Annotated in this window: 16 protein-coding genes and 1 pseudogene; 4 read left to right on the forward strand and 13 right to left on the reverse strand. The window is 68.9% G+C overall.

Features of this window, described 5'->3' with window-relative positions; genetic code table 11:
- Window positions 1-32 precede the first annotated feature (32 nt).
- The gene (locus P1L40_RS01565) at window positions 33-1028 is read right to left on the reverse strand and encodes an NAD(P)H-dependent flavin oxidoreductase (protein ID WP_284009560.1); all 996 of its coding nucleotides are present in this window, start codon (window positions 1026-1028) and stop codon (window positions 33-35) included.
- A gap of 79 nt (window positions 1029-1107) precedes the next feature.
- On the opposite strand from P1L40_RS01565, the pseudogene tmcA reads away from it, so the two are divergent.
- The 3 genes and pseudogenes from tmcA to P1L40_RS01580 all read left to right on the forward strand — a co-directional run bounded on the left by tmcA (window position 1108) and on the right by P1L40_RS01580 (window position 4008).
- Window positions 1108-3335: pseudogene (gene tmcA, locus P1L40_RS01570) on the forward strand (tRNA(Met) cytidine acetyltransferase TmcA).
- Window positions 3332-3847, forward strand: a complete 516-nt coding sequence (locus P1L40_RS01575) for a DUF456 domain-containing protein (protein ID WP_284009561.1) — start codon at window positions 3332-3334, stop codon at window positions 3845-3847. The pseudogene tmcA and the gene P1L40_RS01575 overlap by 4 nt, the downstream one beginning before the upstream one ends.
- Window positions 3844-4008, forward strand: a complete 165-nt coding sequence (locus tag P1L40_RS01580; RefSeq protein WP_284009562.1) for a DUF8014 family protein — start codon at window positions 3844-3846, stop codon at window positions 4006-4008. The genes P1L40_RS01575 and P1L40_RS01580 overlap by 4 nt, the downstream gene beginning before the upstream one ends.
- On the opposite strand, the gene P1L40_RS01585 is transcribed toward P1L40_RS01580, so the two are convergent.
- From P1L40_RS01585 to P1L40_RS01635, 11 genes are all read right to left on the reverse strand, one after another.
- Window positions 4005-4736: a GNAT family N-acetyltransferase gene (locus P1L40_RS01585; RefSeq protein ID WP_284009563.1), complete on the reverse strand. Its 732-nt coding sequence runs from the start codon at window positions 4734-4736 to the stop codon at window positions 4005-4007. The genes P1L40_RS01580 and P1L40_RS01585 overlap by 4 nt on opposite strands.
- A gap of 45 nt (window positions 4737-4781) precedes the next feature.
- Window positions 4782-5156 carry a DUF8055 family protein gene (locus tag P1L40_RS01590; protein ID WP_284009564.1) on the reverse strand — a complete coding sequence of 125 codons (375 nt, stop codon included), beginning with the start codon at window positions 5154-5156 and terminating at the stop codon, window positions 4782-4784.
- Complete coding sequence (locus P1L40_RS01595) at window positions 5153-6811, reverse strand: FAD-dependent monooxygenase (protein WP_284009565.1); 1659 nt, start codon at window positions 6809-6811, stop codon at window positions 5153-5155. Before P1L40_RS01595 ends, P1L40_RS01590 begins: the two co-directional genes overlap by 4 nt.
- Complete coding sequence (locus P1L40_RS01600) at window positions 6804-8462, reverse strand: electron transfer flavoprotein subunit alpha/FixB family protein (protein ID WP_284009566.1); 1659 nt, start codon at window positions 8460-8462, stop codon at window positions 6804-6806. The genes P1L40_RS01595 and P1L40_RS01600 overlap by 8 nt, the downstream gene beginning before the upstream one ends.
- Window positions 8463-8464: 2 nt before the next feature.
- Window positions 8465-9319 carry an electron transfer flavoprotein subunit beta/FixA family protein gene (locus P1L40_RS01605; protein WP_284009567.1) on the reverse strand — a complete coding sequence of 285 codons (855 nt, stop codon included), beginning with the start codon at window positions 9317-9319 and terminating at the stop codon, window positions 8465-8467.
- A 317-nt stretch (window positions 9320-9636) separates the two neighbouring features.
- Window positions 9637-9966 carry a 4Fe-4S dicluster domain-containing protein gene (locus P1L40_RS01610; RefSeq protein WP_284009568.1) on the reverse strand — a complete coding sequence of 110 codons (330 nt, stop codon included), beginning with the start codon at window positions 9964-9966 and terminating at the stop codon, window positions 9637-9639.
- Between the two features lie 205 nt (window positions 9967-10171).
- Window positions 10172-10987 (reverse strand): alpha/beta hydrolase fold domain-containing protein, encoded by an 816-nt coding sequence (locus P1L40_RS01615; protein ID WP_284009569.1) that lies wholly within the window; start codon window positions 10985-10987, stop codon window positions 10172-10174.
- A 25-nt stretch (window positions 10988-11012) separates the two neighbouring features.
- Window positions 11013-11240, reverse strand: a complete 228-nt coding sequence (locus tag P1L40_RS01620) for a hypothetical protein (protein WP_284009570.1) — start codon at window positions 11238-11240, stop codon at window positions 11013-11015.
- Between the two features lie 74 nt (window positions 11241-11314).
- Window positions 11315-12352 carry an aspartate-semialdehyde dehydrogenase gene (gene asd, locus P1L40_RS01625; RefSeq protein ID WP_284009571.1) on the reverse strand — a complete coding sequence of 346 codons (1038 nt, stop codon included), beginning with the start codon at window positions 12350-12352 and terminating at the stop codon, window positions 11315-11317.
- A 64-nt stretch (window positions 12353-12416) separates the two neighbouring features.
- Window positions 12417-12851 carry a DUF7960 family protein gene (locus tag P1L40_RS01630; protein ID WP_284009572.1) on the reverse strand — a complete coding sequence of 145 codons (435 nt, stop codon included), beginning with the start codon at window positions 12849-12851 and terminating at the stop codon, window positions 12417-12419.
- A gap of 69 nt (window positions 12852-12920) precedes the next feature.
- On the reverse strand, window positions 12921-13391 hold the full coding sequence (locus P1L40_RS01635) for an NUDIX domain-containing protein (protein WP_284009573.1): 471 nt from the start codon (window positions 13389-13391) through the stop codon (window positions 12921-12923).
- A gap of 94 nt (window positions 13392-13485) precedes the next feature.
- Between P1L40_RS01635 and P1L40_RS01640 the strand changes: the two genes are divergently transcribed.
- Window positions 13486-14727 carry an MFS transporter gene (locus tag P1L40_RS01640; protein WP_284009574.1) on the forward strand — a complete coding sequence of 414 codons (1242 nt, stop codon included), beginning with the start codon at window positions 13486-13488 and terminating at the stop codon, window positions 14725-14727.
- Here the strand turns inward: P1L40_RS01640 and P1L40_RS01645 are convergent, their stop codons facing one another.
- Window positions 14728-15333, reverse strand: coding sequence for a DUF4864 domain-containing protein (locus P1L40_RS01645; RefSeq protein WP_284009575.1), 606 nt, complete (start codon window positions 15331-15333; stop codon window positions 14728-14730).
- Between the last annotated feature and the right edge of the window lie 56 nt (window positions 15334-15389).

Below are 15389 nucleotides of genomic sequence, written 5' to 3' on the forward strand. Positions count from 1 at the left end.
CCAGGCCGCCACACGGTCGCTGTCCGGTGGTCCTACCTCGCGTCCGGGAGCGCGCCGAGGGCGGTCCTCGCCTCCCCGACCAGCGCGTCGACGACCGCACCGGCGGCGGGCACGTCGTCGGTCAGGCCGACGCTCTGTCCGGCGTAGTGAGGCAGGGCCTCGATGTCACCCTCGACCCCCTCGATCGGCGGGAGGTCGGCGTACCGTTCGACCGGGTCGCCGCCGGGCGTGTGTGCGACCGGTTCGCCCTCGCCCGGTCGGTCGTCGTGCTCCCCACGCCGGAGTTCCGGGGTCGCGAGCGCCCGGTGTGGCTGGCCGGGCCACCCGCGGTCGAACGCCTCGGTCACCCGGGTGTCCGTCTCGCTGGCGTCGACGAGCGCCCCGCGGTAGGCGTCGTGGGCGCCGGACTCCCGGGTGGCGACGAACCGGGTCCCAAGCCACGCGCCGTCCGCGCCGAGTGCCAGGACGGCGGCCAGTCCCCGGCCGTCCCCGATCCCGCCGGCGGCGACGACCGGCACGTCGACCGCGTCGGCGACACGCGGGACGAGCGACATCGTCGTCACGTCACTCTGGACGTGGCCGCCGGCCTCGGCACCCTGTGCGACGACGACATCCGCCCCGCCGGCGGCCGCGTCCCTGGCTTCCTGTGCGCTCCCGACGGTCACCATCGCCGTTCCACCGGCTTCGTGGACCCGCTCGACGGAGTCGGCGGCGTCGCCGAAGGAAAACGAGACGACGCTCGCGCCGGCGTCGAGACACGTCTCCAGGCACGCCTCGGGGTCGTCGACGCCGGTCGACTCGTCGAGTACGACGTTGACCCCGACGACGCCGTCGGTCAGATCGGTAGCCCGTTCGTAGCTCTCGACGATCGATTCGGCGTCCCGCCAGGACATCGCGAGCAGCCCGAGTCCGCCGGCGTCGGCCACGGCGGCGGCCAGTTCGGGCGTCGAGACGCTCCCGACGGGCGCCTGGACGATCGGGTGGTCGGTTCCGATAGCGTCACACAGCGGGGTTCGTAGGGAGGACATAGGTGGTTCTGTGCCTCCCTCGGGCAAAAGCGGCGGGGACGACCGTCAGGCCCATATCGGCGGCTCTACCAGCACCGATATGGAGATCGCGCGTTCGCTGCGGGCGGAGGCGTCGGGTGCCGACGAGCGGCGGGTCCTCGTCCTGGCCGGCAGCCCCGAGCGGACCCGCGAGCGGGCGGCCGATGCACTCGACGCGGCCGACATCCCGCCCGCGGCGACGACCGTCGTCGGGCCGGTCGACTTCCTCGATTGCGAGCGGTACCCCCAGTCGCGGGCCGACGAACTGCTGGGCCGGACCCGCTCGGCGGTCGTGCTCGACTGTCACGAGGAGTTCCGGCCGAACGCGCTGGGCCGGACCGTCGGGGCCGTCGACGGCGGCGGCCTGCTCGTGTTGCTGACGCCGCCGCTGGACGAGTGGCCCGAGCGTCGGGACGGCTTCGACGAGTCCCTCGCCGTCCCACCGTTCGAGGTTGCGGACGTGAGCGGCCACTTCAGACGCCGGGTCGTCGAGACGCTGCGGGCACACCCCGGAATCGCGATCGTCGATGTCGACGCGGACCGGATCGAACGCGACGGGCTGACCGATCCGGCCCCGCGACGGCCGCGACGACCGCCGGCGGCGCCCCCGACGCGACGTTCCGGCCGGCGACCTACGAGGCCTGTCTCACCGACGACCAGGTGACGGCCGTCCACGCCTTCGAGGCACTGTGCGCGCCCGGACACGCCGTCGTGGTCGAGGCCGACAGGGGACGCGGCAAGTCGAGCGCGGCCGGACTGGCGGCCGCGAACCTCGCGCTGACGGGGTCGGGCGTGCTCGTGACCGCACCGCAGTACCGCAGCGCGTCGGAAGTGTTCGCCCGGGCGCGGGCGCTGTTCGAAACCCTCGGCGTGGCCGTCGAGTCCGACGACAGCGACACACCGCGACGCCTGACCGTCGACGGCGGGTCCATCCGTTTCGAACCACCCGAGGCGGCCCTGGCAGCCGTCGACGGAGCCGACGTGGTGATCGTCGACGAGGCCGCCGCGCTCCCGGTCCACCGCCTCGAAGGGTTCCTCGACGCGCCGGCCGTGGCGTTCACGACGACCGTCCACGGCTACGAGGGGGCGGGCCGCAGCTTCGACGTGCGCTTTCGGGACCACCTGGCCGACAGCGATCACGAGGTGACCGACGTGACGATGACGGCCCCCATCCGGTACGCATCGGCCGATCCGGTCGAGACCTGGGCGTTCCGGGCGCTGTTGCTGGACGCCCGACCCGCCGTCGACCAGCTCGTCGCGGACGCGACACCGGAGACGGTCAGCTACCGGCGGCTGACGACGGCCGAACTGGTGGGCGACGAGCACCTGCTCCGGGAGGTGTTCGGCCTGCTCGTCCTGGCCCACTACCGGACCGAGCCGGCAGATCTGGCGCGCCTGTTAGACGCGCCGAACCTCTCGGTCCACGCGCTCGTCCACGAGGGACACGTCGTCTCGGTGGCGCTGCTCGCCAGCGAGGGGGGCCTCCCCGCGGACACCAGGGCGAAGATGTACGCCGGCCGCCGCGTCCGGGGAAACTTGATCCCCGACGTGCTGACGACCCAGCTACGGGACGAGGCCGCCGGTGTTCCGGTCGGTCGGCGGATCCTGCGCATCGCGACCCACGCCGCCGTGCGATCCCGCGGGCTGGGCTCGGCGCTGCTCGGCGAGATCGAGGCACACGCAGGGGAGCCCGTCGACTGGCTCGGCGTCGGCTACGGCGCGACCCCCGAACTCGCCCGGTTCTGGCGGGCGAACGGCTACGGAACCGTCCACATCTCGACCTCGCGAAACGACGAGAGCGGGGAGTACTCCGCGGTGATGCTCTCGCCGTCTTCGGACGCCGGCGAGGCGCTCGCAGCCCGCCACGCGGGGTGGCTCTGTGACCGAGCCGTCGCAGTCCTCACGGACCCACTCGACGACGCCGACCCGGACGTGATCCGCGAACTACTGGCCGCGATCCACGCCAGCCCCGACCCCGACCTCTCGGACTGGGAGTGGCGCGTCGTCGCCGGCGTCCCACGCGGCGCGTCGGTCATGGAGACCGATCCCGACCCGTTCCGGCGGCTGGCGCTCCGGCATCTGGTCGCGCCCGAGGACACGGACGCCCTGACCGACCGGGAGGAACGGCTGCTCGTCAGGAAGGCGCTCCAGGCACGTCCCTGGACGGAGGTGTCCGAGGAGTTAGGGTTCCCCTCCCGCCGGCAGTGTATGCGGGCGCTTGGCGGAGCCGTCGAAAGATTGACGCGCCTGTACGGAGACAGCAGCGTACAGGAGGAACTCGACAGATGAACTTGCCCCTGCCGCTCCCGGTCCTCGGTTTCGAGACGACGCTGGTCGTCATCGCGTTCGTCTTGCTGATCGCCGGCGTCGTCGGAAGTCTCGTGCCACAGGTCCCCGGTGCGCCCCTCTCGCTGGCCGGCGTCTACGTCTACTGGGTCGGAAGCGGGATGACCGAACCCGGCGTCGTCCTGCTGGCTGTACTCACCATGGTCGGTGCGCTCACCTGGGTCGTCGACTTCGCCGGCGGTGCCGTCGCCGCTCGCGTCGGTGGCGCCTCCACGAAGACAGCCGTCGCGGCCGGGCTGGTCGGCCTGGTGCTGTTCTTCGTGACCGGCCCGCTGGGCATCCTGCTGGGTGTCGCGCTCACCGTCTTCGCGCTGGAACTCTATCGCCAGGAGGACGCCCGCAAAGGACTCAAGGCCGCACTGGTCACCACCGCCGGGATGCTCGCCTCCGGGATCGTCCAGGCGATGCTCACCGGGTCGATGCTGGTGGCGATGCTGGCCGTCGCGCTCCTATGACGACGTGTGCGGAGTCGGGCTGTACGAACGAGGCCGCCGTGGAACTCCACGTTCCCTGGGCCGAGAACCGCCGGGTCTGTACGGCTCACGCGCGGGTGTGGGCTCAGAAAGACGGCGTGGTCCCGGAGCCGCTCGACGGTCACGAGGACGAGTGGCCCTAGAGGGACTTGGCGAGCATCACTTCGTCGGCGTACTCGCCGTCGATCTTGTAGTGGTCCTCGCGGATCGCTTCGGTCTGCCAGCCGTGGCCTTCGAGGAACTCGATGGCGGTCTCGTTCGAGGACGGGACTGAGTTGTACAGCTTCTCGTAGCCGTGATCGCTGGCCCACTCGGTGCCGCGGGTCAGCAGTTGCGAACCGATGCCGTGGCCGCGGTACTGGGCCAGCACTCCGAGCGTGAGTTCGGCGGTGTGGTTGAGTTTCGCGATCTCGGGGTGTTTGAGGTGGACCCAGCCGACCACGTCGTTGTCGATGCAGGCGACGAAGAAGATCCGGGACTCCAGTTCGTTGTGCCGCAACAGGACGCCCTCGGTGTCGATCACGTCGGCGACCGTCTCGGCGTCGACGTACTCGCCGCTGCCGATTGCCGCCCGGATCGCCCCGACGAGTCCGGTCAGGTCCTCCTGGCGGGCCTGCCGGATCGTGAACTCCACGTCGTCGACCTCGAACTCCTCCTCGCCGCCGTCTTCGTAGGCGATACGGAGTTCGCCGCCCTCCTCTCTGAGCACGCCGTCGCGTTTCATGATCGCGACGTGGTGGCCGAACGGGTGAGCCTCCATCCGGAGCGCCCTGCGTGCCTCTTCGGGGTCGACCGAGCCGTGTGACTCGACGTACTGGTAGATGTCCTTCCGGTCGGCGTGGTCGAACTGCAACGGTTCAGTGAGCTCCATGGGTACTGGTACCACGACCCAGAACTTAATCTTTTATCACGCTAATTACTCGGTGACACGTTCCCGCTCGGGGACGCCGGTCAACACGACGGCGACATCCCTGATGTTGTGGGTGTCCACGAGCAGTTCGGCGGCTTCACGGATGGTGTGGGTGGTGTCCAGGTCGACGCCGTAACACCGGGCGTACAGTTCCAGCCAGTCGTTCATCGTCGCCTCCAGGCGGTCGAACTCCGACTCGCCGAAGCGGACCCACGACTCCCCGGTCCGGGCCTCGCAGTACAGCGAGACGGTCGGCCCGAACCCCTCCCGGAGGAGGTCCATCGCCCGTTCCTCGGCCGGCGGCTCCGGGTCCAGCGACTCCCCGGCCCGCTCGGCCCGTTGCTCCAGCGCCCGGATGCGGTCGCGGTACTGGTGGCTCATCCCTGTTTGTAGTCGACCCCCTTCCCGCCGGCGGGGTGTTCCCAGTCGGTGTCGGCGACGACGGCACAGGTCCCACACTCGACGCAGGGCTGGGTGTCCAGGCTGACCAGGTGTTCCTCGTGACCGTTGGTCTGGACCATCTCGTCGCGGTAACAGCCGCCGCCGAAGTCCTTGGCGCTGACCGGACAGGCCGTCACGGCCGTTCCGGAGGCCTCGAAGGAGTTGTCGACGAGTTCGATGTGTGGCTCGCCCACGTCGTAGGTCAGGTCGCCGATACGGTCGTCCAGTTCCGGCGGCTGGACGGTGTTCTCGTCGGTGACGCGCTCACCCAGTTCCTCGGCGATGACTGTCGGCAGGGTGACGTAGGGGAGCTTGGTGTCGGGGATCATCGAGACCAGCGTGGGCGACGAGTAGGCCCGTTCGAGCAGGCCGCCGGCCGCCCGGACGCCGAATCGACCGACGGCCGACTCGGCGACGGCGTTCGAGAGGTCGTCCAGCGGCCCGAGTTCGCCGAGCTTCCCGACCACGTTGTACGTCGTCGGCCGGAGCTTGTCCATCACGCCCTCGTCGTGCAGTTTCTTCTCGTAGAGATCGCCGGCCGTGTGTGGGTCGCCCCGGGCTCGGGCCTCGGTGAACGCCTCCGCGGCGAGGGCGCCCGCCGTCACGGCGTGGTTCATCCCCTTGATGATCGGCCCCTGGGCCTGCATCTGGCCGGCGGCGTCACCCACCAGGACCAGCCGATCCCGGTGGGGCGAGGTGTGGGCCACCTTCTTCGAATCGGGGACGAGTTTCGCGCTGTACTCCAGTTCCTCGTAGTCGTCGCCGAGCCACTGGGCCATCAGCGGGTGGGTCAGCAGGCTGTCTAGCAGTTCGTGGGGTTCGGCTTCCTCCTCGGCGATCGAGTCCAAGTGGAAGACGGTGCCGATGGAGAGCGACGCCTCGTTCGTGTAGAGGAAGCCACCGCCCCGAACGCCGTCGAAGAGGTCACCCGAGAACAGGTGAGCGACGCCCTCGTCGTCGTCGATGTCGAACCGCTCGTTGATCCGCTCGGGGTCCATCTCGACGACGGCCTTGACGCCCTGGAACCACTCCTCGGGGTCGTCCCAGTCCATCAGGCCGGCGTCGCGTGCGAGTTCGGAGTTGACGCCGTCTGCGGCGATCACGATGTCGGCCTCGATTGGGTCGATTTCCTCACAGGTGACCCCGACGATCTCGCCCCGCTCGCGGAGCAAGCCGGTGACGTGGACTTCCGTCAGGAGACCGCCGCCGGTCTCGCGAGTGAGTTCGTGGACTCGCTGGGCAAGCCAGGAGTCCATCTTCCGGCGCAACACGGCGTCGGCCCACTCGGTGTCGTGGTGGTGGAGGTCGACGATGTCGAAGGACTTGACCTGATCGCCGGCGATGTTGTGGATGTAGTTCTCCGTGACCGGGCGCTCGCTGGCCTCCTCGCGGAACGCCGGAAACAGGCTGTCGATGGTGTAGGGCGCGGACTCCTCCGCGTAGATCAGCCCGCCGGAGACGTTCTTCGAGCCGGCGTCGACGCCCCGTTCGAGGACGAGGGTCTCGACACCGTTCCGAGCGAGCGTCGCCGCCGCGGCGGCCCCGCCGGGCCCACAGCCGACGACGACGGCCTCGTAGGACTCGTACTCAGTCATCGCTGGCCTCCACGGCCGCGGCCAGTTCACCGCGCTCGACGGCCTCGGTCAACTGGGGCAGGACCTCGAAGAGGTCCCCCTCGATCACGTAGTCCGAGAAGTCCGCGATGTCGGCGTCGGCGTCGGTGTTGATCGCGATGATCGTGTCCGACTCGTCACAGCCGACCTTGTGCTGGATCGCCCCGGAGATGCCGGCGGCGATGTAGACATCGGGCTGGACCTCCTGGCCGGACTCGCCGATCTGGCGCTCCTCCGAGATGTACTGCTCGACGTGGCCGTCGAAGGAGTACGAGGAGGTGATGACCCCCCGAGAGAGGCCCAGATCGGCGTCCTCGAAGGCGTCGACGAGATCGAGCGCCAGTTCGACGCCCGTCGTCGGGTCGTCGCCGATGCCGCGGCCGACGGCGACGACCACCTCGTTGCCGGTGAGGTCCACCCCACCGGAGAGCCGGTCGAACTCGGGCACGTCGACGAGGAACCACTCGTCGTCCAGTTCCATCTCGTAGTCAATCACCTCGGCCTCACGCTCGGTGTCCGGTTCGGGGACCTCGAAACTCCCCGGAATCACCGACGCACCCTGCGGGTGGAAGTCCCGGTTGGGCTTGTCGATACAGAGGATCGTCGAGTACTCGAACCCGGAGAAGTCCGGGCGCTTCATGTGCAGCACCCGCTCGAACTCCTTCTTGTCGCCGGCCTTGCCGGTCTTTGCGGGGTTCGAGATCATCGCCTCCTCGATGTACAGCCCCGAGCAGTCCGAGGCCAGCCCGGAGTCCAGTGCTCCCTGGACGAGCGCCGAGAGGTCACGGCCGTTGTTCGTCGCCGGGAAGACGGTGTAGCGCGGTTCGTGGTAGTCCTTCCAGTCGACTGCCTCGTGGCCCTCGCTGGCCAGTTCGCCGCCGGCGCGGGCCATGTCGACGAAGATCTCGGTGTAGGGCTTGTGCCGGAACCGTTCGAGCTGCTCGTCCTCGTGGTACAGTACGAGGTCGGCGCCGTAGGCGATCACGTCCTCGACGTGGTCGCTCGCGTCGGCGCCGATCAGGACCGCGACGACGCGCTCGCTCTCCCCGTAGTCGTCGTTGTACTGGTCCATCAGTTCGCGGGCCTTGCCGAGCATCTCCTTCGAGACATCGACGAGTTCGCCGGCCTGGGTCTCGCAGTAGACCCACATGTCCCGGTAGTCGGCGCCGACGGTCCCCTCGACCCACTGCTTGTCGTTGGTGGGGTGGTCCAGTTCGGGATACTTCTCCTCGGGCGGGACGTACTCGACTTCGCCGACCTCGCCGTCCTCGTCCTCGCTGCCCTCGACCGACTCGATTCGGCTCTCGATCCGGGAGATCGCCGTCTTGCGGTTCTGACCGTCCTGCTCCCGGTCGAGCATGTCCCGGAGCACGTCGGCGTCGTCGACATCCCGGACGAGGTTCGCGATGTCGGCGACAGTCAGTTCCGAGAGGTCGACCGTCTCGGGGTCGACCTCGCCGCCCTCGTCTTCCAGTTTGTCGATGCGGCTCTGGATCAGCGTCTTGACGGGGGTGCGGTCCTCGCCGTCTTCCTCCAGGTCGAGCATCTCCCGGAGAACGGCTTCGTCGTCGATGTCCTTGATCTTCGGTCCCAGTTCGGCGATCTCGTGTTCGGTGGGGTCGATCTCGACCATTGTCAGTCACCTGCCACAAAGGGCGTGAGTTCGTCCAGTACCTGCTCCATGCCGGCGTCGTCGTCGGCCGTGACGTGAGTGGCCTCCCGTTCGGACGGGGCCTTCGGGATCGGGTCGACGCCGGCGACGATGGTCGGCGAGCCGTCCAGCCCGATATAATCGGGGTCCAGATTGAGGTCCTGGTGATCCCACACCGTCACGTGCTCCTCGTAGTTCTCGGCCCGTTCCTGGGTCTGTTCCCGGAGATCCTTGTGTTTCAGCCGGTGGCTGGCCTTCCGGTAGGTCGGCTCGAACTCGGGATCGGCGACGACGAAACAGGGCATCGGTGCCTCGACGGTCTCGATCTCGGAGACATCGCCGTCGACGAGCCGTTTCGCCCGGACCTGTCGCGCTTCCTCGTCGATGTCCAGCGAGATGACGTGCGTGATCGTCGGCCAGTCCAGACACCAGGCGGTCTGTGGGCCGGTGTGGCCCGTCTCCCCGTCGGCGGTCTTGAAGCCGGCAAACACCAGATCGGGCTCTTCGTCGAGGTGCTGGAGCCCCGTGGCGACAGTCATCGCCGTCGCCCACGTGTCGGCCGCCCCCATCTCACGATCGGACAGGAGATAGAGGTCGTCGGCGTACACGTCGGCCATCCCCTCCTGGAGCACCTCCTTGTACCCCGGCGGCCCCATACTCATCAGCGAGACGTGTCCGCCGTTGCGGACCTTCGTCTGGAAGGCCGCACGGAGCGCGTGCTTGTCGTTCGGGTTCATCACGGTCGGGGTCTTGCCCCGTTCGAGGTGGCCGTCCTCGTCGAAGGAGACCTGTCCCTCGCGGAAGTCGGGGACGCCCTTCGTGAGTACCACAGTATGCATGTTGTTGTCTACCTCGTGAACGATTCTCTGACGGGCAGGCTAATAATATTACTCACGATTAACTACTACATAGCTAGGTTGTCACCACGGTCTGGATCGAGAAGTGCCCGTAATACTGCGGGAGCGGCATCGAAGAGGCCCGTCGTGTTGCCCCCGGTTTCGGAGTCCGCCGTCAGACTCGAAAACTGGTATTTCAGGCGGCCGATCAGGATGTCGAACCCAGTCCTGACCGCTCGTGGGCGGTGCCTGGATCACGGGCCGAGAGCACACTCATCCGACGTTGGGACCGAGTAACGGGGTCGGATCGGCGAGAACAGTCAGATACGACCGGCACGGCCGGGGTCGACATCGATGGCGTCGACTGGACACACGTCCACGCACAGCATACAGTCGATACACTGGTCCTCGTGAGCAGGATCGGCCTTGATCTCGCTCTCGGGGTGGTCCGGCGTGTCGACCCACTCGAAGACATCGACCGGGCAGTCCTCCAGACAGGCCCCGTCGGCCAGGCAGATGTCGAAGTCGACGGCGACGTGTGTCCCGTGGATTCCCAGTGTCTCGGGTTCCTCGACCGGGCCCCAGACGTTGTGGCCGTCGTGCTGTTCCACGATGTCACGGTTCTCCTCGAACTCTGGGTCTATGGCCATTGCTATCTAATCTCATCACGGCAGCCTACTTAAATGTTCGACTGCCGACCGCCGAGGCGGTACGGAATCGTTCGGCCGCTGCTGTGTCTCCGGGTGTCTGCTCCGGCCTGGCAGTACCCGGTCGGCGGATGCGGGCGGCATCGTGTCGACGGCTGTCGCCCCACGACGGGACCCGTCACCGACGCGCCGGCCGACAGGCAGACGGTCAGCGGTGGCGGTCGAGGAACGACGCCGTCCGCTCGAACACCTCGTCGTAGCAGTGGCCGTGGAACGGGAACCCGTGTTCCTCCTCCCGGAGTTCGAGTTCGGCGTCGGTCACCGGCTCCAGCACCTCGTGGAACAGCTCGGACTGGGCTGCGGGGACGACCTCGTCGGCGGTGCCGTGGACCAGCAGCGTCGGCGCCGCGTCGGTGTCGACGTGACTCGTCGGCGACGCCAGTTCGGCCCGCTCGGGGTCGTCGGTCGGGGCGGCACCGAGGTAGCCGCTGTCGACCTGGTCGTCCGGCTCCTCGTCGCGCTGTCGCTCGATCGCCAGGAAGTCGTAGACGCCGGCGTAGCCGACGACCGCGTCGACCGCCGAGGACGTGCCCGGATACACTTCCGGTTCGAACGCGGGGTCGTTCTGTGTGACCCCGGCCATCGCAGCGAGGTTCGCGCCGGCGGAGTGGCCGACTACCGAAATCCTGCTCGGGTCTGCGCCGAACCGGTCGCCCTCGCTGCGGACCCACTCGATGGCCGCCTTCACGTCGACGACCGGCGCCGGGAACTGCGAGTCGGGCGCCAGGCGGTACTGTGGTTCGATGGCGACGTAGCCCTCGCTCGCGAAGTCCATGGCCTGGCGGGCGAACTCGCCCTTGTCGCCGACGTGGAAGGCGCCCCCGCGGACGAGGACGACGACGGGGAGCGGACCGGTCACGTCTGTCGGTTCGACCACGTCGAGACGGAGCGTGCCCCGGTCGGTCTCGTGGAACGGGACCTCCCGCGTGACCGTGAGCGTCTCCGCCGGCTCGGACTGGCGCATGGGGTGGCTCCGGCGTCCGCCGGTTTCAACGTCCCGATGTCGCCGCCGGGTGCGCCCGCTCTCCGTCCCGGTCGGGAGGGCGGTAGTCTGCCTCGTAGAGCCACTCGGCGGCGCGCTCGGCCGCTTCGTGAGAGTAGCCGGCCGCCGCGACGGCCTCCGCGACCGCCGCGTCCGGGACCGGTCCGCTCGTCTGCCCGTCGAGCAGTTGCCACTCCTCCAGGGCACAGAGTTCGGCGGCCGAGTGGTCGGCCATCGTCACCAGACGCGTCCTTCCATACGGTCACTCGGGGACCGAACAGCAAGAAAACCCGTCAGACGCCCGGCAGACTACAGGTAGCCGTTCTCCAGCAGCAGTTCGCCGTTGAGGATGCTCGCGCCGGCGGCGCCACGCATCGTGTTGTGGGCCAGGCAATTGAACTGCACGCCGTCGGTCGTCTCGCGGAACCCGCCCACGGCGACGCCCATGCCGCCCTCGGTGTTGCGGTCCAGACGGGGCTGTGGTCGGTCCGGCTCGTCGAAGACCTTGATCAGCCGTTCGGGCGAGGACGGGAGGTCGACGCCGGTGACTTCCGCCATCGCGTCCTCCGCGTCGGCGGCGGTGACAGCCTCGTCGGTGTCGGCCCAGACGTTCTCCAGGTGGCCGTCCAGCGTCGGGATGCGGTTACAGGATGCCGCCACGTCCATGCCGTGCAGGTGGACCTCGGCGCCGTCGAACGTCCCCAGCAGTTTCCGGGACTCGGTCTCCATCTTCTGTTCCTCGCCGCCGATGTGGGGGATGGCGTTGTCGATGATCTCCATCGAGGAGACGCCGGAGTAGCCCGCACCGGAGACGGCCTGCAGCGTCGAGACCCGCACGTCGGTCAGCCCGAACGCGCGGTCGAGCGCCTCCAGGGGTGGGACCATCGTGATCGTCGAGCAGTTGGGGTTCTTCAGGAGGGCGCCGTCCCAGCCGCGCTCGTCGCGCTGGACCTCGATGAGGTCGACGTGTTCGGGGTTGACCTCGGGGATGGTCAGTGGCACGTCCGGGTCCATCCGCCCGTTCGAGGAGTTCGAGGAGACGACGTAGCCGGCCTCACAGAACTCGGGCTCGACCTCGGCGCCCACGCTGGAGGGAAGCGAGGAGAAGATCAGCGAGACATCGTCGGGTACGTCCTCGGGTGTGGTGGCACCGACTTCGATGTCGGCCACGTCCTCCGGGATCGGGGCCTCGACGCGCCACTTCGCGGCGTCGCGGTAGCTCTTGCCAGCGCTTTCCTCGCTGGCTGTCAGTGCGGCGATCTCGAACTCGGGATGGGGGTCGAGCAGCTGGATGAGCCGCTGTCCCACCGCTCCGGTCGCTCCGAGTACACCTACGCGTACAGTCATCGGTTGACACAGGGCCGTGGGTGGTCAAAACAGTTTGGATACGCCCCGCCGTCCCCGCCTGCGATCAGGCCTCGACCGTGTCCTCGAACACCCAGGAGACCACCCGGGCCTCGACGAGGTCGCGCTCCTCGACGTGGGGGTCGCCGGGGGCGTCGAGGACGGCCTCGGCCTCCCGTCGCATCCGCGCCTCGACTTCCGAGTGGTCCGGTTCGTCACGGATGTCGTTGAGCAGCGCCTCGAAGTCCTCCCGGAGATCGAAGTCGGCCCGGGCCGCGTTACACCGGGAGAGGGGGCTCATCCCGGTCTCCAGCACCAGGTCACGGACCGTCTCCCAGTCGCCGTCACAGAAGTACAGCGACACCTCGCCGACGATGTCCTGCCAGGCGATCGGCCCGGCGTGTTTCAACAGCGGGACCGCCCGCGGCGGGAGGTCCAGCCGCGTCGCCACGTCCGGGTTCCCACACAGGCAACAGGCCGTCTCTCGCTTCCCGGTGTACATGTCGAGACGTTGGGCTGGACGGACTTGTGTACTGCGTTCGCCCCGGCCGGCGTCGAGAAGACCGTCGTCTCACGCCGTGTCGGTCGTGAGTCCCGCGTCCGAGAGATACGCCCGGACGTAGGGGTGGAGGTCGCCCGCCTCGACGGGTGTCGGCGCCCACCGTACGTCGGCGTGCTGATCGTCCGTCTCGGTCGCCCGCGAGTCCGCCGTCACGAGGTAGCCGATCGGTACGTAGTGTTTCCCGTCGTCGGCGTCGACATCGGCCACGTCGTAGACGTGCTCGTAGACGCCCAGTCGGCGCTCGATCCGCACCGAGACGCCGAGTTCCTCGCTCGCGATCCGGTGGACGGCGTCGTCGAGAGACTCACGCTTGTGGACGGTGCCGCCGGGGACGAACCACTCGCCCTTCGCGGGGTCGTTCTGTCGCTTCCCGAGCGCGACCACGCCCTCGTGCTGGACGACGAGATCGACGGAGACGATCGGGACGTTCCGGACGATCGTCGCCCAGGCGTCGTCGGGGACCGGGCCTTCGTCTGTCATGGAGCGTCGGGTCGAACCGCTGCCTGAAACACGTTGCGTTCGCTGCCACCGGGCACAACGACACCCCTAATTGCGTCCGGCCGTTCGCCCCGGTATGAACCGGGACGGGTCGGAGCGGAGCGGTTCGCGGACCGTCGTCCTGGCGGTCATCGCGAGTACCTTCTTCGTCGGTTTCGGCGGCGGCGTCGTCTTCCCGATCCTCCCGAACCTCGGAGCGCTGCTGGGCATCTCGCCGTTCGTCGTCGGCCTCATCCTCAGCGCCAACCGGATCACGCGGATCGTCGCCAACGCGCCGGCGGGGTCGCTCATCGACCGCACCGGGACGCGGACCCCGTTCGTGGTCGGCCTGTTCGTCGAGGGGCTGGCGACGATGGGCTACGTGGTCGCGCTGGACGCCGGCGCGCCCGCAGCGTGGTTCCTCGCGGCCCGCGTGCTGTGGGGGATCGGCAGCGCGCTCGTGTTCGCGACGGCCTACACCATCGCCGCCGATGTCAGCACCGCCGACTCCCGCGGGGCGAACATGGGCGTCGTCCGGGGCGGCATCACGCTCGGGTTCCCGGTCGGCCTGTTGCTGGGCGGGGTCGTCAGTGACCTCTACAGCGTGGCGACTGCCTTCGCGCTGGCCGCCGGGTTCGCCATGCTCGCAGGCGCCATCGCCTACCTGCTGGTCCCCGAGACACACGTCGACGGGACCCAGGAGAACGTCGCGCCGTGGGAGATCGAGTGCAGCGCGACGACGCTGACGGTCGGGCTCGTCAACTTCGGGCTCTACTTCGCGTATCTGGGCGCGCTGTTCTCGACGCTCGTGTTGCTCGTCGACGCCAGGGGCCTGCTCGCCTGGGGGTACGGCCCACAGGGGATGTCCGGGCTGTTCATGGGACTCACCGTCGCCGCCGCGTCCGTGTTCATGCTCGGCGGCGGCAAACTCAGCGACGGTGACAGCGGCCGACTCCCGGTCCTGTTGGCCTTCCTGGCCGTCTCGTTCGCTGGCTTCGTCGCGCTCGCGCTCGCCCGGTCGCTGCCGGTCCTCGCGCTGGCCTGTCTCCTCGTCGGGGCCGGCCAGGGCGGGACCAGCGGCCCGCTCGTCGCACTGCTTGCGGATCTCACACCGAGCGAGCGAATGGGACGGGCGACGGCGACCAACAACGTCCTGGGGGATTTCGGCGGCGCGCTCGGCCCGCTGGTGTCGCTGCCGATCGTCGACTCGCTGGGCTTCGTCCCGATCTACGCCGCCTGTGCCGTCGTTCCGCTGGCGGCCGCAGTGTTGCTGGTCGGCGCCCTCTCCGGCGAAGCCGGCGTCCGCTCGGCGGCAGGCGACGGCCTTCCCAGGGAGTAGTCACGTCTCGACGACGCCGGTGGTCATCCAGCAGCCCTCGTGGGGAGCGGTGGTCTGTCGCTCGACGATCCACGTGTAGCTCTGAGCGGTCCCGTTCGGCGTGTAGACGGTCACGTTACGCCGTGCGGCCCCGCGTGCTCGATCGATGTCGATAGAGTCGTAGGTCACCGACTCGGCGTCCAGCAGCGGTCGGTACTCGTCGGTGAGGACGCTGACGAACGACTCGTAGGAAGCAAACGACGCCCGGTTCGACGGTGCCGCGAACCGCCAGGCCGTCTCGATGCCGGCGTGGGTCTCCGGGTCGTCTGTCCGCAGGGCCGACACCTGGATGTGGACGACCAGTCCCGGCGGCCGCTCGCAGGTCGGTTCGAGCGAGCGCAGCCACGTCCGATTTAGTTCGCTCCCGGTCGCGGTGACGCTCCCCCAGTACTCGTAGGCCGCGCTCGGGCCGTTCGGCGCCGCCGCCGTCGGTGTCGGGACCGGAGCCGGTGTCACGGCCGACTCCGGGGCCGCTCGCGTGTCACCGCCGGCGAACGCGCCACAGCCGGCGGTCGTCAGGAGGAGTGCGAGACCGACGACCGCGAGTCCGTGCCGGCTGCGCGACATGTGTGGTCCAACGGGCCGGAGCGGCTTCGGTGTTGTCCTCCCCCGGCCGACCACGG

Source organism: Haloarcula pelagica, assembly GCF_030127105.1.
Classification (GTDB): domain Archaea; phylum Halobacteriota; class Halobacteria; order Halobacteriales; family Haloarculaceae; genus Haloarcula; species Haloarcula pelagica.